Consider the following 16,682-nt stretch of genomic DNA (forward strand, 5'->3'; position numbering starts at 1 on the left):
CTCCTTCTGCCGGCCCTTTTCTTGCGACGATCGGACCCGTTTTGCCGCTGGAAGCCAGCCTGCACCTGACAGGTAGCAGACGAGCGGCAAAACGGGTCCGATCGTCGCAAGAAAAGGGGGTCGGGGATCAGGCGGAGGCGCGCCTTGGGGTTGCGGACTTCCGGTGGGAGTCGAGCAGTGGCTCTGAGCAATCGCCCGCATTGCGGTAGGAGTTGCGTTCGATGATCGCACCGTCGGCGTCCCTGATGATGTGGTCGACCGCGTACCAGTGAGCCACCGTGGCGCCCTGCGCGATCAGCCTGCTCATATCGGTCCCGCTTGCGAAGGGTTCGCGACCGTTCACCCAGCGGCACTTCCACTCACCATCGTCGTAGTAGGTCTCGACGTCGTCCATCAGTTCCCACCTCCCGGCAGAACTCAGCCCGCCCCGGAGGGGACGGTAAGTCCACTCCGCCCGGTACCCGCCCGATGAAAACTCATTCGTCGGCTCACAATTGCGAAGACGATGTGCCCTCGAGGTTGCCGGCCATCCGGGCCAGGCAGTCGACCACGGACTGGTACTCCTCGGGGGAGATCCCGGCCGTCAGTTGCTGCCGGTTCTCCGTGACGCGCTCGAGGAGCCGGGCATGCGCCGACGTCCCGTCCGCGGTCAACGCGAACGCGTCGTCGGACGCCACCCACTCCCGCTTGATCAGATCGTCGATCACCGGCGCGAGCGAGGGCTCGTCGGCGGAGAGGAATGGTTTAAGCGCGGCCTCGAGCTCGGGCAGCCGCTGGGGCCCGTCGGCGGCAAGCGTGTTCAAAACCTGCCAGTGCCTCCGGCCGACTCCAGCCTCCTTCAGAAGCTGGTCGAAGCTGGCGTCGATCAACTCGTGAACGCGCTTCAGCCAATAGCCGATCGGCCGAAATCCCGCCCGCTGCTCACTCATCCGGTCTCCTCAGCGTCGCGCCCGCGCTCAATCGTCAGCGACGGGCTTTGCCGAAGTACACCAGCTCCCGGAGGGCATCAGCGACCGCCGTACGACTTATGCGGCGTACGACGGGTGTGGCGGGTGGTGCGTGCCGCTAATGCGACACAAGATGGCGTAGGCGGTGTTTGGCGGAGCGTTCCACGAATAGCGGGACAAAGTCGCGAATCGGCATGTCGGCGAACTCCTTCTGCGCATGTCGTACAGCCGCTGTGACGATCTCGGGTGAGACGTTGGGGAACGCCTTGCCCAGTCGTTCGATGACCTCGCCGATAGCCCGAACTTCCTCGTTCGTCTCCATACCTCCAGTACAGGCACGTCCCCGCCACCACACAAGGGGAGTCCCACCCAGCGGTCAGTCAGTAAGGTCATCACTGGTACGCCGAAGGCCTCCCTGACGACACCTGCTCTACAGCCCACGAAGGAGATCGGCCATGCAGTTCACCAACACGATCAGGATCGACCGCCAGCCGACCGACGTGTTCGCGTACCTCGCCCAGTTCGAAAACGTGCCGATGTGGAACTACGCCATCAGCGAGACCCAGAAGATCTCGGACGGCCCCGTTGGCGTCGGCTCGCAGTACCGGCAGGCGCGGACGATCCCCTCCCCAAGTGAGGAGCTGTTCACGGTGACCGAGTTCGAGCCCGGCAACCGGCTCGCGATCCGGGGAGCCATCGGGCCGTTCCAGGGCGATATCACCTACCTGCTCGAGCCGGATGGCACCGCCACGACCCTCGCCAACACCATGGACCTCAAGGCAACCGGCCCGCTGCGCCTCATCGCGCCCTTGACGGGATCCCGGGTCAAGTCGGCGGTGGCCGCCAACCTCGAGGTACTCAAGCAAATCCTCGAACGCCCCTGACCTTTGGCACGCGCCCGAGCGGGTCCACGTTGTGATCTTGTGAATCGCGCGTGGCGGTCAGACAGTGGAGTTTGGCGGTCGCGGCAGCAGGGGAGGTGCGCGATGGATCTCGACGAGCTGGTCTTCCATCCCTGGACGGTGCAGGGTCCGCGTACGGTGCCGACCTTCGTCGGCGGCTCGGGCAGCCACGTCATCGACGTCGACGGTCGGCGCTTCCTGGACTTCAGCTCGCAGCTGGTCTTCACGAACCTCGGTCACCAGCACCCGCGCATCGTCGCGGCTGTGAAGGAACAGGCCGATCGGCTGTGCACGCTTGCCCCCGCCTACGCCTCCGACGTACGCGGTGAAGCGGCGCGGCTGATCGTCGAGGTCGCCCCGGAAGGACTCGGGCACGTGCTGTTCACCACCGGCGGTACCGAGGCGATGGAGCACGCCGTACGGATGGCTCGCCTGCACACCGGGCGGCCCAAGGTGCTCGCCGCCTACCGCTCGTACCACGGCTCGACGACGACCTCGATCCACCTCACCGGCGACCCGCGCCGATGGGCCTCGGACACCGGCGGAGCGGGCGCGGTCCACTTCTTCAGGCCCTTCCTCTACCGCTCGGCGTTCGGATCGAGCACGCCTGAGGAGGAGTGCGAGCGAGCTCTCGCCCACTTGGAGCAGGTGATCCTGCTGGAAGGCCCGCCGACCATCGCCGCGTTGGTGCTGGAACCGGTGACCGGCAGCTCGGGCGTCATCGTGCCGCCGGCCGGCTACCTCCGTGGTGTCCGGGAGCTGTGCACCCGTCACGGCATCGTCTTCATCGCGGACGAGATCCTCGTCGGCTTCGGCCGTACCGGCGCCTGGTTCGGCGTCAACCATGACGGGGTGGCCCCGGACCTGCTGGTCTTCGCGAAGGGCGTGAACTCCGGGTACGTGCCTCTCGGCGGCGTACTGGTCGGCGACGCCATCCACGAGACGTTCACCCAACGCCCCTACCCGGCTGGCATGACGTACAGCGGGCACCCACTCGCCTGCGCGGCCGCGGTCGGCGCCATCAGCGCGATGCGCGACGAGGGCACCGTCACCGCAGCCGCCCGCCTCGGCACCGACGTCCTCGGGCCCGGGCTCACCAAGCTCGCCGAGAAGCACCCGTCCGTCGGGGACGTCCGCGGCATCGGCGGCCTTTGGACCCTAGAACTGGTGCGCGACCGGCAGACCAAAGAGCCGCTGGTGCCGGTCGGCGCGACGGGCGAGGCGAACGCACCGATGGCCGCGTTTGCCAAGGCGTGCCTGAGCCGGAGCCTGGTCCCACTCATCCTTGGCAACCGCATCCACGTCGCGCCGCCGCTCAACGTGACCGACAACGACGCCGAAGCCGGTCTGGCCATCCTGGACGAAGCCCTCGCCGAGCCCGACGCGTACCTCACGTGACCTCTCAGCAGGTTGAGTACTTCGGTGGCAGTTCTCCTTCCAGCAGGTACGACGTGATGGTGGCCCGCGCGCATTCCGAGTTGAAGTACGCCGTGTGGCCACGGGATCGGCCAGCCCGCACAGGCAGCGGCGATCACCCAGCCTTCGACGGCCGCGCCGACTCGCGGAGCCACCCGTTTTGCCTTGGCCAGACGCGCCTTCGCATCGGCGTACCCCTTGAGCTCACCAGGCAGGTCCATGCAGGACACTCCACGCCGATGAGTAGCGTCACTTGGTGTAGATCATTGGAGCAACGTCGGGGTTTCCTGACGGGATTTCTTTGAATCCGAACTTCTCGTAGAAGCCCTCTGCAATAAACCCATTTCCCTGACGATCCAGGACTGGGAGCTTGCCTTGACCTTGGATGTACTTGATGGATTCCTTGAGCAGGTATCTTCCGATGCCATATTCGTGGGTATTGGGTCTGACAAAGAGCTTTCCGATGGCCAACAGATTGGCGGCGGGCTGCTCGGCGTAGTCGACCCATGGAGAAGCTTCGGTGGGGTTGAAGATCTGGATGTGGCCGACCACGTTTTTCGTCGGCGCTACCGTCACCGGCGCCATGTCGAAAACCCAAGACCGCTCTGCGTCGTACTCTTCAAGCCATTCTCTGAGGTCTTTTCCAGAGGGATACTCCATGGTCTCAAGAATGGCGCATAGTCGATCAAGATCTTCTTCTCTTCGCTCACGAATCATCTTGCGAAACCCTCTGCTCCTCGGCGACCTTCGTCAATGGTAGTTCTGCACTCGGGGCATGATTGGCCCATGGTCGACCGGAACGCGGTGATCGTCGGAGCGGGGATCGGGGGCCTGGCCGCCGCGATCGCGTTGCACCGGCGCGGCTGGAACATCACCGTCCTCGAGCGCGCGCCGGCTCTACGCGAGGTGGGCGCGGGCATCTCGCTGTGGCCGAACGCGATCCGCGCGCTGGATCTCCTCGGCGTTGGCGATCAGGTCCGCGAGTTCAGTACGGTCGAAGGCGCGGGCGGCTTCCGGGACGCTCACGGACGCTGGCTGTTCCGATCGCCCCTGCGAACCGGCTACGGCGACACCTTGATGCTGCGCCGGCCGATCCTGCTCGACATCCTGCGATCCGCCGTGCCTGCCGAGGCGATCGTTCTGGACACGACTGTGAACGAGGTCGAGCGTACTGGCGATCAGGTGACGGTCACGCACGACGGCGTACGACGCTCCGCCGACCTCCTGGTCGGCGCCGACGGACTCCGCAGTACCGTCCGAGCGCTTCTGTGGCCGCACGCCAAACCACCCGTGTACGCCGGCTACACCACCTGGCGTCTCATCGCGCCACCGCTCGAGCTCGACTCCGAAGTCAGCGAGAGCTGGGGCCAGGGTGAGCGCGTCGGCATCTTCCGGCTGGCCGACGGCGCCGTCTACTCCTACCTCGTCGCGAACGCCCCGCCAGGTAGCGAGTACGCCGACGACCGCGCCGAACTCCGGCATCGCTTCGGCCGGTGGCACGACCCGATCCCGGCGATGCTCGACAGCATCAACGGGTCCGAGATCCTGCGGCACGACATCTACCGGCTCCCCGCACTGCGCAGCTACGTCGCCGGCCGGGCGGTCCTGGTGGGAGACGCCGCCCACGCCATGACGCCGGACCTCGGCCAGGGCGGCGGCACCGCCTCGGAAGACGCGGTCGAGCTCGCCGCAGCCCTCAATGAAGACGGGAATGTCGACCACGGCCTTCAGGTTTACGACCGCCGTCGCCGCCGACGTACGCAAGCCATCGCTCGTCAGTCGGCCGCCTTCGGCACCTTCGCCCAAGCCTCCGGCCGGTTGACCGTCCCGCTCCGAAACACCGCCGCGAGACTGCTCCCCGAGCGCCTTTTCCTCCGCGCCAACCACGCCACGCTCACTTGGCGGTCGACCAGCTGAGACTTTGATGGGCTGGGTTGTCCCGCAGCTATCCGCGGCTCCGACGTACTGGTTGTCAGGCCGCTCAGGCCCGGCACCAACGAAGGAGAACGAGATGAACGACACCACCCAGACCCAGCAGACCCCCGAGACCCCCGTGCCGAGCGAGCAGATGCGCGCCCTGGACCGGCTGGTCGGTACGTGGAAGGTCGAAGGCGGAGCGGTTGGCACCACCCGGTACGAGTGGATGCCCGGCCGGCACTTCCTGCTCCAGCACGTCGAGCTGGAGAACAGCAAGGGCATCGAGGTGATCGGCCACGAGCACCCCTTCTTCGGCGAACGCAGCGAGGACGTCAAGTCGCGGTATTACGGCAACGGCGGCGAGACCTTCGACTACGTGTACGAACTCGAGGGCGACGTACTGACCATTTGGGGTGGCGAGAAGGGGTCGCCGGCGTTCTACCGCGGCACGTTCAGCGCGGACGGGAACACGCTGACCGGGTCCTGGACCTACCCCGGCGGAGGCGGCTACGACTCGGTCTCAACGAGAGTGGCCGGTTGAGTAATCCGTCCAACGGAATACTCTGCAGACATGACTGAGCGAGTGGCATGACTGAGCGCGGGATGCAGGAGCTGGCACTGCTGCTGCTGACGGCGCTGGCGAACGCACCTCGGCATGGGTACGCAATCGCCCAAGAGGTCAAGACGATCACCGACGGCCGGGTGACGCCTCGGACCGGAGCGTTGTACGGAGCGCTGGACAGGCTACTGGCGGAGGGCCTGATCGTGGTGGAGCGCGAGGAGGTCGTGGGCGGCCGGGCCCGTCGCATCTTCGCGCTCGCCCCGGCCGGACGCGAGAGGCTGGAAGCCGAGGCGGAGCGGCTGGCCGCCACCGCCCGGGAGGTAAGGCGGCGACTGGCCGACGGGACCGCGGCAGCGACGTGAGGGAGTCACTGCTCCAGCTGTATCCGGCTGCGTATCGGACTGCTCACGGGCAGGAGATCGTCGACGTACATCGGGAGTTGACCGAAGGCCTGCCCCGCGCGGCCCGGCTGCGCGCGGACGCCGACCTGGTCGCGCACGCCCTCCGGGTCCGGCTGCGGCTCGACTCTGCCTCACCTGCCGGGCGCCTCTTCGTCTTGGCCGCACCCTTCGCACTCGCGGTCGGCGCGGTGAACAGCGGGATCCACCTGATGACCTGGTACACCGGGATCGCCCTCTCACCAGGATCGGTCTGGAGCCACCTCTCGACCACGGATGGCATGTGGGCGTTGCACGTCCTGCTCCTGGCGATGGTGTGCGTCGGCGCGATCATCGCGCTGTCCGGGCGGTGGGCGCTTGGCGCGGGGCTGGCCGTGGGCGGCTTGCTGGGGATCGCCGTGCAGTGGACGATCGCCGCGCCCCAGTACGGCGAGGGAGCGTTCGAACCAGTCGCGGCAGTGCTGACCGCTTTCGTCGTACTCGCCTGTCCGCCGGATCGACGCGGCGACCGGCGGCTGGCAGCGGCGGCCGGAGCGATGGCCGCCGTGGCATGGTTCCCCGTCGCCCTCATCGACACGAGGGCCTTCGTTGTGAGCACGGAGTACGGCGCCTGGCCGCTGCTGGTTCTCGCTGCCACCGGGGCAGTTCTCGCCCTCCACGGGCGGTCCTCCGGCTTGCGCGAGATGGGCGCGATGGCGCTGGCCTCTCCGCTCTTCCTCGCCTACGCCTACACGAGCGGCTGGCTCGAACTGCCGCCCGTCCTCGCCATTGGCGTGGCTCTCGCGCTGCCGATCCTGGCCGGGCTCACCGCGGCGTATCACCGGCTTTGGCAATAGTCCGTTCAGATGAGTATTCTCTGAAACGTACTATCTGTGCGCGCTACAGAGACGGTCATCGATGCCCTTCACCCTGGCTCATCCCGCCGCAGTGCTGCCGTTGCTGCGGCGGCCCTTCGTTCCGGCGGCTCTGGTCGCGGGCGCCATGGCTCCCGACGTGCCGTACTTCCTCGCCGCCGTCGGTATCTCAACGACCAGCCGCCAGGACTGGTACGGGCCGCTCCTCGTCAACGCCACCCAGACCCATTCGCCCTGGGGCCTTCTGGTCGACCTACCCTTCGCCATCGGGTTGGTCGCCCTCTACTCGATGCTGCGCGCGCCACTCACGGCACTACTCCCAGCCGGCCTCGGTCTCCCCGCGCCCGATCCGCGACCCAAAGCCCAGTACGCCCTGTGGCTATTGCTCTCCGCGCTGATCGGCATCGCCACGCACCTCGTCTGGGACTACCTCACTGAAGCCGAATTCCTGCCGTCCAGGCTGCTGCAGTACGGGAGCACCGCCTTCGGCCTGGCGGCCATCGGCTGGTATCTCTGGCGCCACCGCGACCGGCTACGCACTCAAGCCGGCACCACCGCCCGCCTACGTCCCGCCATGCGGTGGACCGCGGTGGCCCTGCTCGTCGCGGCACCCGTGCTGGGAGCCGCCGTACTCGTCCCTAGCGACTACAACGCCTACCGCACTGTGACTGAGGTGGACTACGAGCACCCGATCACCGTTGACCACGGCAACAGCTCCACCGAGACCACCTACCCCACCACGACCGTCCAAGCACCCTGGGGCACCGTCGCCGAGGGCGTGCTGACCGGGGCCGCCAAGCGAGCGGGCGCCTCGTTCGTGATCGCCCTACTGCTCTACGCCACCGCCTGGCACCTCTTCCCGACAGCCGCCCGCCATCAGCTACTTCGATGACTCGAGGTCGACGGCAAGACTGCGGTTGCGGCGCTTCGCACCCAGCCGATGCCCGAGGGTGATGAGCAAGAAGCCGACGGCGTAGATCGCACCGGTGACGGCGAGGTAGTCAAGCGGGAGCTTTTCCGGATCCGCACTGAAGGCGGAGTGGTCGCCGCCGACCCAGGCACGCAACAGGTAGAGCGTCTGAAAGGTGAACGAGTACCCGAAGATCGCGACGTACACGACATACGCCGACGTTCGATTGTGCAAGAAGAAGCCGAGCGGGAAGGCGAGTAGAACGGTCACGATGGCGATCATGGGAATCCCTCCTGGACTGAGAACTGACGGCATCAGCCTCGCCTCCCAGGCGGGTGTTCCACATCGGTGCTGCCGCCGGACTCGGTTCGCGGCTGGCCACTAAGTGCTGGCACTGGTGCCAAACGCCTGAACCGCCGCCATCATGAGGTTGTGCGCTGGGGCAGAGTGCTCGTCTTCGCCGCGACCGTGGTCTTCGTCGCGGCCGAGGTCGTGCGTGCGTTCCTCGCCTACGGGCCCGCATCCGTCGGAACGCCCGCCGGTTGGGCGATCAGCACAGCCTTGCTGCTGCCGTGTCTCTTGCTCGGCTGGCTCATCGCAGTCCGGGCGCCGGCCAGTCCGATCGGACCAGCGCTTGCGTTGACTGCGACCACGCCGGCTGTCGTCTTCACCGTGGAGGACTGGGGTACGACGTACCTGACCGCTCACCCTTGGCCGGGTGCACGAGTCGTCGACGCGATCGGCACTGGTGCCTGGCCATGGCTGTTCCTCGGGTTCGTGACGTTGATCCTGCTCTTCCCCGACGGCCTGCTGCCCGGCCGGCGCTGGCAGGTGATCTGGGCGGCCGTTCCGGCGGCCGCGGCCCTGGTGAACTTCACCGTCTCCACGGATGGTGGCAACATGCTCCCGCGCCCGTTCCGGGTGGCGTTGACCGTTGTCGCGTTCACGTTATTGATCGCCGTACTGCTGGCCGCCGCCTCCAGTCTCGTCGTGCGCTACCGCCACGGCGACCAGCTCACCCGGCTGCGGTTACGTTGGCTGCTGTGCGCGGCCGTTAGCGTCCCCGGCCTGCTGGCGGCGAGCTGGCTGGCGGTGGCGCTCGGCGCACCGGGCGCCGTCGCCTACACGGGGTTTCTCGTCGCCATGCTGGTCCTCGTCCCGGCCACCATCGCCGTGGCGATCCTCAAGCACGACCTGCTCGATATCGACCAGCTGCTCGGAACCACGCTGAGCTGGCTCATCACCGCGGCAACCTCTGCGGCCATCTTCGCGGCCGGAGTTCTTGCTGCCGGCAACTTCTTTCCCGATCGCGTCAGCGTCACGACCGCCGCCTTCGTCACCGCTCTCGCACTCCTCCCACTCCACCAGTGGGTCCATCGCACCGTCGGCCGCTTCGTCGATCCCGACCGGACCGTGGTGCTGACCCGAATCCGTTCCTTCGTACGTCAGGTACGCGATGGTGAGGCCGAGCCCGAACAGGTCGAGAACGTACTGCGCGACGCCCTGGATGACCCGTTGCTGCGCGTACTGCTCCGCCGGCCCGGCGACCAGTTCGACATTCCTCCAGGTGCGATCCCGCTGCGGACGGGCGAGTCGATCGTTGGAGCGCTGATACTCGGTACGACGTCCGCCCGGCGGATCCGGCGAGCCCGCGAAGCCGCGGTGGAGGCGCGCCTGCCGCTGGAGGTCAGCCGATTGCGACTGGAGCTCCGGGAGGCACTCGACGAGGTGCGCGCCAGCCGCTTCCGCCTGATGGAGGAGGTGAACGCCGAACGGCGACGCCTCGAGCGGGATCTCCACGACGGGGCCCAGCAGCAGCTGATCGCGATCGGCATGCGGCTGCGATCCCTGCAGTATCAGCTCGAGCCCGGCCTCCCGGCGTACCGGGAGATCGACGAAGCAGTCGAGGCGGTCGAGGGGACCGTGGCGGAACTGCGGCGGATCGCGCACGGCGTACGGCCGAGCCGTCTCGACGACGGGCTGGCCGTGGCGCTGCGCCGCCTGGTCGCCGACAGCTCGGTTCCGGTGGATCTCGTCGTACCCGAGCTGGAGATCGGCGAGGGCGTGGCGACAGCGGTCTACTACACCGTCGGCGAAGCGATCGCGAACGCGCTGAAGCACGCGAGCGCCACCCGCATTTCCATCGAGGTAGGGATGGTGGAGCAGCGGCTCCAGGTGGCGGTGCGGGACAACGGCGTGGGTGGGGCGAAGGAGGGGTTCGGGCTGACGTCGTTGCGAGATCGGGTGGCTTCGGTGGGTGGGGAGATCACGGTGGACAGTCCGCCGGGCGCGGGCACGTCGATCCGAGTGGAGATCCCGTGCGCATCGTGATCGGCGAGGATTCCGCCTTGTTTCGCGAGGGTTTGAGTCGGCTGATGACCGAGAACGGCCACGAGGTGATCGGTCTGGCGACCGACGCGGACGAGCTCGTCGACCTGGTTCGCGCGAAGGACCCGGACTTGACGATCATCGACGTACGGATGCCACCGACGATGACGGACGACGGTGCGCGGGCGGCGAAGGTACTGCGGGACGAGTCGCCGGATCGCCCGATCCTGATGCTGTCACAGCACGTCGAGACGCGGCACGTGGTGGACCTGGTCGGCACCGGGGCATTCGGCTACCTGCTGAAGGATCGCGTTCTGCGCGTTGCCGATTTCCTGGACGCGATGCGACGGGTCGTGGACGGCGGGTCGGCGCTCGATCCCGTGATCGTCGCGGCTCTGGTCACGCCGACTCGGCCCAACGATCCGCTAGCCGCCCTGTCCAGCCGGGAACGCGAGGTGCTCGGCTTGGTCGCGGAAGGCCGGTCGAACAGTGCGATCGCGGCTCAGCTGGTGCTCGCCGAACGAACGGTCGAGACGCACATGCGCAGCATCTTCCAGAAGTTGCGCATCAACGACACCCCGGACAGCCATCGCCGGGTGCTCGCCGTACTGACTCATCTGACCGACTGAATCCCTTGCCTGCTTGGCATGTCACAGCAGCCGATCAAGTGACCGGTGGAGGTAGTCCGTCGTCCTGTCCAGGTCGGCCGCGAAGGCCGGATTGACCTGAGCCATCCCGGCGAACCACAGCCCGAAGGCCACGTGCCGAGTGGCGATGAAGTCGTCCAGGTGAGTGAGATCGGGCAGCTCGCGGCGTTCACCGTAGCCATCGAGAAGCGCCGCACGGATCGCGGGATAGTCGGCCCGCCAGTGGTTGTCCCAGAGTGGTACCGCGATGTCGTACAGCCAGTGACCGAATCCGCAGTCGTCGAAGTCGATCAGCCGCACCGCGTCACCGTCGAACAGCGCATTCTCCAGATGCAGGTCGGCATGGATCAGGCCGAAGGCTCCGGCTTTGAGCCAAGATCCGCCATGACCGTACGCATCCGGCGCGCGACCTCGTCGAATTGCGCGCGCAACGGCGCTGGCAGCAGGTCCCAGCACGCGGCGGCGGGCACCCCGCCGTACTCCATGGTGTTGCCGAAGAAGGTCTCCCAGTCCCACCGCATGCGGACGAACCCGGATGGCGGAGCCCACCCCGAAGCGTGATCGTGCAAACGGGCGAGGACGCCACCCAATCGCCGGAAGTGCACGGACCGCGGATTGGCCGCCTGCATTCGTCCGCCCTGCCAGCCGAGGACCGAGCAGACCCGGCCGTCGACGACGGTGGTCCACTGCCCATCGCGGGCCCGGATCGGCGTCGGCACGCTCAACTCCGAGCCTGCCTGCAATGCGGTCAGCCAGGCCAGCTCCGATCCGACCGCGACCCGCGAATCGACGCCAGGGCCGTGCCGGTTCGGCCGGTGCACACGCAGCAGGAAACGGTCATCGCGGGAGTCGACCCGAAACGTGGTGTTCTCGCCGTGCGCGATGAACGACAGGCGTGGCTCGTCGACCGGGTAGTCCGCGAGCGCCCGCACGGCGGTACGGCGGATGCGTGCGACCTGGGCGCGCTTCGACACCAGCTCGGGCATTCGCGCAGCGTATCGCCGCCGCCTCGATCGCCGCCAGGAAAGGAGCCGGGCGTACCTAGTCCCAGGACCAGCTGATGCCGTGGACACCGCGGGCGGCGTCTTTGACGAAAGTGTGTGCGCGGTTGTCGACGAGTCGGGTCTCCTGTCGCAGGTCATCGGCGGAGTCGACCGTGCGACGTGAGAATCGCCAGACGCGGACCGGTTGGCACTTCGGATGGAACTCGACGGTCATCAGCTGGGCCTGGTCCTTCTCGATCCGGCTCCGAAAGTACTGCGTACAAAGAACAGGGACGCGGGACCGCACCTCATAGTCCAGCAATCGGGTTTCCCCTGGCAGCAGCGGCGCGTCGAAAAGGACCTCGGCCACCAGGAACCGCGTCTGTCGATCACGCACCTCCCGGCCACGGCGTCCGCCGGCGCGAACCTTGAAGTCGAGATCCGCCACATCGACACCGGGGTCGGCCTGGTGAATCACGATCCGCCGATCCACCACCCGCGTCGCCCTGATCAGGGCCAGGGACCTCGCTCGCTTGAACGAGCCAGTGGCATCGAGCCGGACGAAGTCGGTCATCGAGACCGTCGGCGTCAGACCATAGGCGGTCTCTCCCCCGATCTGCCGCACCAACTCGGCGGCAGCGCTGTGCGCCGGCAGCAGGCCGAGTGCGGAACGCTGCAGCTGGTGGAGGTCCGCCGGCGGCAGGGTCCCGGTCAAGGTGCCCGGATCGAGGTCGAGAACACGCTCCATCGCCTCAACGGTCGTGAGCGCTTTCACGGTGGCCGGCAACCGTTGCCCGCTCTGCCAGTAGCTCAGCGAGGCCAGACTGATGGACGACCCTGACCGCGTAAGCCGTCGGTGCAACTGGTGCAGCGACAGGTCCTTGCCGACCAGAACTCGACGTAGCGTCGCGCCGAATGTGGTCGGGAACTCGTCAGGTTCCATGGGCGGCACCCCTGCGTGATGGCGAACCGGGGTGAATATTCACCCCGCGGACTGGCTAGCCCTCACCGTACCGTTCACTCCGCCCCCCGGCTGTTCACTTCGCCCGCGCACGGACCTGCCGATCCATTGCCAGGCATCCGTCGCGAGAGCACCATGCACCACGGTTTCTTCCACTCACCGCCCGTTTGAGGAGTACCGATGAAGGCACGTCTCGCCACGCTCAGCGTGGTCTCGTCCCTGGCTGTGGTGGCCGTCGTCACCGCGAATGCCGTCTCTGCAACTGCTTCGCCCACCCGGTTGTCACCGGAAGCACCCACCCAACAGGCAGCATCTGGTGTCGCAGCGACCGACACCGACGGTGACACCCTCCCCGACAGCTGGGAGGTCAACGGGTACGACGCGAACGGTGACGGCACCGTCGACGTCGACCTGCCCGCGATGGGCGCGACCCCGAACAAGAAGGACTTGTTCGTCGAGATGGACTACATGAGCGGCCGGCTCGCCTCCACGGCGGCCCTCGACCGGATCGTCCAGGTCTTCGCGACTGCTCCGGTCAGCAACCCGGATGGCACCACCGGCATCCGGATCCACCTCGATGCCGGCTCGGCCCGCGGTACGGCGTACGACCTCGGCGGCGGCAACCAGGTTCCCTACGACTCGAACCTGCAGCCGGCCCTCCAGCAGACCGACGCGATCAAGACTCGCAATTTCGCCGCCGCCCGGACACCGATCTTCCACTACATGCTCTGGGCCGACAGCTACGGCAACGGCTGCAGCAGCGGCAACGCGTTCGCCATCCCGAACGACACGTTCATCGTCACGATGGGCCCGAAGTGCAGCTGGAACGTCACCGAGGACATGAACGTCGGCACCTTCATCCACGAGCTCGGGCACAACCTCGGCCTGCGGCACGGCGGTACCGACCACGTCAACTACAAGCCAACTACCTCAGCGTGATGAACTACTTCTTCCAGTTCAACGGTGTCCCCAAGGCCACCGGCGGCGGCTATTTCGGCTTCTCGAACTTCGCGCCGCCGTCACTCACCGAGTCCAGCCTGCGGGAGCCGAGCGGCCTGGGCACGAGTCAGGCCGGCGCCTGGCTGACCAAGTGGAAGTGCCCGAACGGCACCACCCGCACCTCTGGACCAGCCGACCAGGCGATCGACTGGAACTGTGACGGCGACGCCGTCGACACCACGTCCGCGGACGTGAACGACGACAACAACACCACCACGCTGACCACCCAGAACAACTGGGCCAACATCGTGTTCGGTGGTGGCGACGTCGGTGGGGCCGGCAGCACGAAGGGCAAGGTCGCGGCCACAACCGCCGTCGAGGACCTGCGCGAAATGACCCGCAACGAATTCGTGCGGCTCCAGAAGAACCACCGCTGACCGCGGACCCGGGACGCCTTCGCAGTCGGCTGCGAAGGCGTCGTCGGGGATAGCGGCCGCTACTCCTCGTGGGGATTGTCGACGAACTCGCCGCGCAGCGGGATGGTGTCCGCGCGAGTCAGGGCAGCGACACCAACAGGGCGTCGTCGGTCTTGAACCGCGGCTACTCGGGCAGTCTCGAAGACGTTCAGTTCTTCAACGGAACCGGCACGGACTGGGGCGGCGGCTGGTTCTGCCTCCAGAACCGCTCGTACGTCGTCGACCTGCGCGGCGTCTGGTTCTCGAGCGGTATCAACGCGAACAACGAGATCTCCTCCCACCGCTGGCGTGACGCCTGCCCACCGACGTCTTCGCCACGTTCATCGCCGGACTCACGGAGGCTCTCGAGGACCCGGCGACGGCAGCCGAGATCGCCGGGCGAATCCACTTGTCGCGCTCGCAGCTCGACCGGGTCGTCGCCGCGGTCTGCGCTGGACGACGTACTCCCGCCGGACTGGCGAACCGGGTTCGAGCACCACCTCGACGAATGCGATGGCTGCACCGAATACGTCGAACAGATCCGCCTCACCCTCCAGGCGCTCGGAGCTACGAGGTCGTCCGGGTCGTGACCGGTGACCTTAGGGGCCGGTTGTCGCGGCCTGTCAGTCGGCGGTCTCCGCCAGCGGGGACGTTCGGCGCCGGCGTCCGTACAGGGCCGCCGCCGGTAGTAGCAGGATCGCCAGCCCGACCAGACTCAGGTTCACAGCCGAGGTGCGGACCGTCGGCGCGGGACCCTGTGCTCCGATCGGGTTCGGCCGGCCCGTCCAGCTGGCGATGTCGATACCACGGTGGATGTCGTCCGTGGCGAGGAAGTAGGTCCGGGTGCCATCGGGGTTGTCGACGATCTTGAAGTCCTCGACCGCCCAGGTATTGGCATTCGGCAGCGTGAACGACGACGTCTCCCGGAACTGCACATGCCCCTGCGCGTCGACGAACCAGTCGACGACCTTGATGCCCTGGCTGTAGTACGCCGCCAGGAACCGCTGCTCGCCCGGGACCTGCTCGATTACGTGGATGTCGCAGAACGTCTCGGCCGGTACGACCGCGTCACTGATGTAGACGGCCTTCTTCCCGTCCGATCCGAAGGCGTACCGGATGTCGGCCGGGTCGCTGATGTCGAACGTGTGCGCCCCGCCGTTGCCGTACGGGTTGTCGATTCCCGGCGCACAGGACGAGCCGGGCGGTACGACGCCGCCACCACGCTCGTCGGTGACGAACATCAGCCGCCGGTCGGACGTCGGGTCGGCCTCGTGCGACACCGAGATGCCGTCATCGGAGCGCACCTGGTTGTTGGAGTTGCAGGTCCGGACATCGGTACCAGGCGGACCACAATCGCGCCCCGGGTGCTGGAACGTGCCGAGGAACTGCCAGCCGGTGGCCCGTTCCGTCCGGGTCGGGCCCATGCCGCCGCAGTCGGTGACTTTCGCCCCGGTCCGTGTCCCGTCGATCACGGGGCAGGCGAATGGCGTACCCGACACCGTCCCGCCACTGCCGAACATTCCGGACACGTCGAGGATCAGCGTCGCGTTCAGGGCGGCGCAGTACAGGCGGTCGTCCGCAAAGGTGATGTCGTGACACGCCGCCGATCCCGGCTCGAGCTGTCCGGTGTTCTGGTCGCGCTGCATGGTCCACTCGGGCTGGAACGCGATCCGGTAGACCTGCGGCCTGCACTCGGCGCGGCGCTTGGCCAAGGTCCAGTTGTGGCTGCCGAAGCACGAGCGGATGTCGACCACGTCGATCCAGTTGCCGCCGGAGGGCTCCGAGCTGCTGTTGTAGACGATCCAGGGCCGCGATGTGTCGATCGTATGCGTATGCGAGAAGCCGAACAGCCGGACCAGGCCCACTTCACGGGGTGCGAAGGCCGGATTGGCGATACCGGTGACGTCGACGATCTCGAGACCGCCGCCGTTCGGGTCATGGCAGCGGCCGGTCGCGTCCGTCGTATCGGTGAGCAGCCGAACCTTGCCCAGGGCGCCTATCTGCGAATCGTGTTGCAGACCAAGGGTTCCGCTGGGGTTGGTGGTGGAGCAATGTGCGGAGCCGTGATCGGCGACCCACCTCGGCGCGACCGCGTTTCCCTTTGTCAGCTGGACGATCCGCTGACCGATGCTGCCGGCATCGTCTTGGCCCAGGGTGCCGAAGGCGCCGTACACGTCGCGGCTGCCGGCGGGTGAGAAGAACTCGAGATCCGTGCCACCGCCGGTAAGCGCCGGGCTGGCAAGGCCCGGGAAATTCTTCAAGTGCGTCCAGGTTCCTTCACCCCGGACGATTCCCGTCGCGGTCACGCCATCGGTGGGAGCGAGCGGGGCCCCCGGATTCGTATGGTCGGCAAGGGCCGGCGGGGCGACCGAGACCCCGAACACCGTCAACGACGTCGCCAGAACCAACCGGGTGACCAAGCGCATTTTGCCCACCTCCGCACCTGCAAACGTAGGCGCGCCT

At 67.2% G+C, this 16,682-nt stretch carries 22 protein-coding genes; 12 read left to right on the forward strand and 10 right to left on the reverse strand.

What is annotated here, in order from left to right; translation table 11 throughout:
* Positions 1 to 127 precede the first annotated feature (127 nt).
* The 3 genes from OG394_RS20015 to OG394_RS20025 all read right to left on the reverse strand — a co-directional run bounded on the left by OG394_RS20015 (position 128) and on the right by OG394_RS20025 (position 1,269).
* The gene (locus OG394_RS20015; protein WP_328988509.1) at positions 128 to 394 is read right to left on the reverse strand and encodes a hypothetical protein; all 267 of its coding nucleotides are present in this window, start codon (positions 392 to 394) and stop codon (positions 128 to 130) included.
* A gap of 94 nt (positions 395 to 488) precedes the next feature.
* Entirely contained in the window at positions 489 to 929 is a 441-nt protein-coding gene (locus OG394_RS20020) for a MarR family winged helix-turn-helix transcriptional regulator (protein ID WP_328988510.1), read from the reverse strand.
* Positions 930 to 1,065: 136 nt separating this feature from the next.
* A complete protein-coding gene (locus OG394_RS20025; RefSeq protein ID WP_328988511.1) occupies positions 1,066 to 1,269 on the reverse strand; it encodes a three-helix bundle dimerization domain-containing protein in 204 nt (67 codons plus the stop codon).
* Positions 1,270 to 1,402: 133 nt separating this feature from the next.
* On the opposite strand from OG394_RS20025, the gene OG394_RS20030 reads away from it, so the two are divergent.
* Positions 1,403 to 1,831 carry an SRPBCC family protein gene (locus OG394_RS20030; protein WP_328988512.1) on the forward strand — a complete coding sequence of 143 codons (429 nt, stop codon included), beginning with the start codon at positions 1,403 to 1,405 and terminating at the stop codon, positions 1,829 to 1,831.
* A 39-nt stretch (positions 1,832 to 1,870) separates the two neighbouring features.
* A complete protein-coding gene (locus OG394_RS20035) occupies positions 1,871 to 3,247 on the forward strand; it encodes an aspartate aminotransferase family protein (RefSeq protein WP_328988513.1) in 1,377 nt (458 codons plus the stop codon).
* Between the two features lie 4 nt (positions 3,248 to 3,251).
* Here the strand turns inward: OG394_RS20035 and OG394_RS40100 are convergent, their stop codons facing one another.
* Both OG394_RS40100 and OG394_RS20040 read right to left on the reverse strand, forming a co-directional pair.
* The gene (locus OG394_RS40100) at positions 3,252 to 3,368 is read right to left on the reverse strand and encodes an alpha/beta hydrolase (protein ID WP_442914216.1); all 117 of its coding nucleotides are present in this window, start codon (positions 3,366 to 3,368) and stop codon (positions 3,252 to 3,254) included.
* Between the two features lie 146 nt (positions 3,369 to 3,514).
* On the reverse strand, positions 3,515 to 3,925 hold the full coding sequence (locus tag OG394_RS20040; RefSeq protein WP_328988514.1) for a GNAT family N-acetyltransferase: 411 nt from the start codon (positions 3,923 to 3,925) through the stop codon (positions 3,515 to 3,517).
* A gap of 126 nt (positions 3,926 to 4,051) precedes the next feature.
* On the opposite strand from OG394_RS20040, the gene OG394_RS20045 reads away from it, so the two are divergent.
* The 5 genes from OG394_RS20045 (at position 4,052) to OG394_RS20065 (ending at position 7,888) form a co-directional block, all read left to right on the forward strand.
* Positions 4,052 to 5,182, forward strand: a complete 1,131-nt coding sequence (locus tag OG394_RS20045) for an FAD-dependent monooxygenase (protein ID WP_328988515.1) — start codon at positions 4,052 to 4,054, stop codon at positions 5,180 to 5,182.
* Between the two features lie 94 nt (positions 5,183 to 5,276).
* Positions 5,277 to 5,723, forward strand: coding sequence for a hypothetical protein (locus OG394_RS20050; RefSeq protein WP_328988516.1), 447 nt, complete (start codon positions 5,277 to 5,279; stop codon positions 5,721 to 5,723).
* A gap of 47 nt (positions 5,724 to 5,770) precedes the next feature.
* On the forward strand, positions 5,771 to 6,106 hold the full coding sequence (locus OG394_RS20055; protein ID WP_328988517.1) for a PadR family transcriptional regulator: 336 nt from the start codon (positions 5,771 to 5,773) through the stop codon (positions 6,104 to 6,106).
* Positions 6,103 to 6,978, forward strand: a complete 876-nt coding sequence (locus OG394_RS20060; RefSeq protein ID WP_328988518.1) for a hypothetical protein — start codon at positions 6,103 to 6,105, stop codon at positions 6,976 to 6,978. Before OG394_RS20055 ends, OG394_RS20060 begins: the two co-directional genes overlap by 4 nt.
* 61 nt (positions 6,979 to 7,039) lie before the next feature.
* Positions 7,040 to 7,888, forward strand: coding sequence for a DUF4184 family protein (locus tag OG394_RS20065; protein ID WP_328988519.1), 849 nt, complete (start codon positions 7,040 to 7,042; stop codon positions 7,886 to 7,888).
* On the opposite strand, the gene OG394_RS20070 is transcribed toward OG394_RS20065, so the two are convergent.
* Positions 7,877 to 8,188: a hypothetical protein gene (locus OG394_RS20070; protein WP_328988520.1), complete on the reverse strand. Its 312-nt coding sequence runs from the start codon at positions 8,186 to 8,188 to the stop codon at positions 7,877 to 7,879. The two genes, OG394_RS20065 and OG394_RS20070, sit on opposite strands and share 12 nt — an antisense overlap.
* Positions 8,189 to 8,338: 150 nt before the next feature.
* On the opposite strand from OG394_RS20070, the gene OG394_RS20075 reads away from it, so the two are divergent.
* Positions 8,339 to 10,237 carry a sensor histidine kinase gene (locus OG394_RS20075; protein WP_328988521.1) on the forward strand — a complete coding sequence of 633 codons (1,899 nt, stop codon included), beginning with the start codon at positions 8,339 to 8,341 and terminating at the stop codon, positions 10,235 to 10,237.
* The gene (locus tag OG394_RS20080) at positions 10,225 to 10,863 is read left to right on the forward strand and encodes a response regulator transcription factor (protein WP_328988522.1); all 639 of its coding nucleotides are present in this window, start codon (positions 10,225 to 10,227) and stop codon (positions 10,861 to 10,863) included. The genes OG394_RS20075 and OG394_RS20080 overlap by 13 nt, the downstream gene beginning before the upstream one ends.
* 21 nt (positions 10,864 to 10,884) lie before the next feature.
* Here OG394_RS20080 and OG394_RS20085 read toward each other — a convergent pair whose 3' ends face one another.
* From OG394_RS20085 to OG394_RS20095, 3 genes are read right to left on the reverse strand one after another with little or no spacing between them, the layout of a single operon-like run.
* Positions 10,885 to 11,337, reverse strand: coding sequence for a phosphotransferase enzyme family protein (locus tag OG394_RS20085; RefSeq protein ID WP_328988523.1), 453 nt, complete (start codon positions 11,335 to 11,337; stop codon positions 10,885 to 10,887).
* Complete coding sequence (locus tag OG394_RS20090; RefSeq protein WP_328988524.1) at positions 11,229 to 11,867, reverse strand: phosphotransferase enzyme family protein; 639 nt, start codon at positions 11,865 to 11,867, stop codon at positions 11,229 to 11,231. Before OG394_RS20090 ends, OG394_RS20085 begins: the two co-directional genes overlap by 109 nt.
* Positions 11,868 to 11,922: 55 nt before the next feature.
* Positions 11,923 to 12,807, reverse strand: a complete 885-nt coding sequence (locus OG394_RS20095; protein ID WP_328988525.1) for a hypothetical protein — start codon at positions 12,805 to 12,807, stop codon at positions 11,923 to 11,925.
* A 198-nt stretch (positions 12,808 to 13,005) separates the two neighbouring features.
* On the opposite strand from OG394_RS20095, the gene OG394_RS20100 reads away from it, so the two are divergent.
* From OG394_RS20100 to OG394_RS20110, 3 genes are all read left to right on the forward strand, one after another.
* On the forward strand, positions 13,006 to 13,764 hold the full coding sequence (locus OG394_RS20100) for a zinc-dependent metalloprotease family protein (RefSeq protein ID WP_328988527.1): 759 nt from the start codon (positions 13,006 to 13,008) through the stop codon (positions 13,762 to 13,764).
* Positions 13,764 to 14,201: a hypothetical protein gene (locus OG394_RS20105; protein ID WP_328988528.1), complete on the forward strand. Its 438-nt coding sequence runs from the start codon at positions 13,764 to 13,766 to the stop codon at positions 14,199 to 14,201. The genes OG394_RS20100 and OG394_RS20105 overlap by 1 nt, the downstream gene beginning before the upstream one ends.
* A gap of 68 nt (positions 14,202 to 14,269) precedes the next feature.
* A complete protein-coding gene (locus OG394_RS20110; protein ID WP_328988529.1) occupies positions 14,270 to 14,809 on the forward strand; it encodes a hypothetical protein in 540 nt (179 codons plus the stop codon).
* Positions 14,810 to 14,842: 33 nt separating this feature from the next.
* On the opposite strand, the gene OG394_RS20115 is transcribed toward OG394_RS20110, so the two are convergent.
* Positions 14,843 to 16,645: a hypothetical protein gene (locus OG394_RS20115; RefSeq protein WP_328988530.1), complete on the reverse strand. Its 1,803-nt coding sequence runs from the start codon at positions 16,643 to 16,645 to the stop codon at positions 14,843 to 14,845.
* Positions 16,646 to 16,682: the final 37 nt, after the last annotated feature.

The organism is Kribbella sp. NBC_01245 (assembly GCF_036226525.1).
GTDB lineage: Bacteria > Actinomycetota > Actinomycetes > Propionibacteriales > Kribbellaceae > Kribbella.

Excerpts from the sequence above, each read along its gene's own strand:
- OG394_RS20015 (WP_328988509.1), bottom strand. The coding sequence starts at position 394 with ATGGACGACGTCGAGACCTACTACGACGATGGTGAGTGGAAGTGCCGC.
- OG394_RS20020 (WP_328988510.1), bottom strand. The coding sequence starts at position 929 with ATGAGTGAGCAGCGGGCGGGATTTCGGCCGATCGGCTATTGGCTGAAG.
- OG394_RS20025 (WP_328988511.1), bottom strand. The coding sequence starts at position 1,269 with ATGGAGACGAACGAGGAAGTTCGGGCTATCGGCGAGGTCATCGAACGA.
- OG394_RS20030 (WP_328988512.1), top strand. The coding sequence starts at position 1,403 with ATGCAGTTCACCAACACGATCAGGATCGACCGCCAGCCGACCGACGTG.
- OG394_RS20040 (WP_328988514.1), bottom strand. The coding sequence starts at position 3,925 with ATGGAGTATCCCTCTGGAAAAGACCTCAGAGAATGGCTTGAAGAGTAC.
- OG394_RS20045 (WP_328988515.1), top strand. The coding sequence starts at position 4,052 with ATGGTCGACCGGAACGCGGTGATCGTCGGAGCGGGGATCGGGGGCCTG.
- OG394_RS20050 (WP_328988516.1), top strand. The coding sequence starts at position 5,277 with ATGAACGACACCACCCAGACCCAGCAGACCCCCGAGACCCCCGTGCCG.
- OG394_RS20055 (WP_328988517.1), top strand. The coding sequence starts at position 5,771 with ATGACTGAGCGCGGGATGCAGGAGCTGGCACTGCTGCTGCTGACGGCG.
- OG394_RS20065 (WP_328988519.1), top strand. The coding sequence starts at position 7,040 with ATGCCCTTCACCCTGGCTCATCCCGCCGCAGTGCTGCCGTTGCTGCGG.
- OG394_RS20070 (WP_328988520.1), bottom strand. The coding sequence starts at position 8,188 with ATGATCGCCATCGTGACCGTTCTACTCGCCTTCCCGCTCGGCTTCTTC.
- OG394_RS20090 (WP_328988524.1), bottom strand. The coding sequence starts at position 11,867 with ATGCCCGAGCTGGTGTCGAAGCGCGCCCAGGTCGCACGCATCCGCCGT.
- OG394_RS20095 (WP_328988525.1), bottom strand. The coding sequence starts at position 12,807 with ATGGAACCTGACGAGTTCCCGACCACATTCGGCGCGACGCTACGTCGA.
- OG394_RS20100 (WP_328988527.1), top strand. The coding sequence starts at position 13,006 with ATGAAGGCACGTCTCGCCACGCTCAGCGTGGTCTCGTCCCTGGCTGTG.
- OG394_RS20105 (WP_328988528.1), top strand. The coding sequence starts at position 13,764 with ATGAACTACTTCTTCCAGTTCAACGGTGTCCCCAAGGCCACCGGCGGC.
- OG394_RS20115 (WP_328988530.1), bottom strand. The coding sequence starts at position 16,645 with ATGCGCTTGGTCACCCGGTTGGTTCTGGCGACGTCGTTGACGGTGTTC.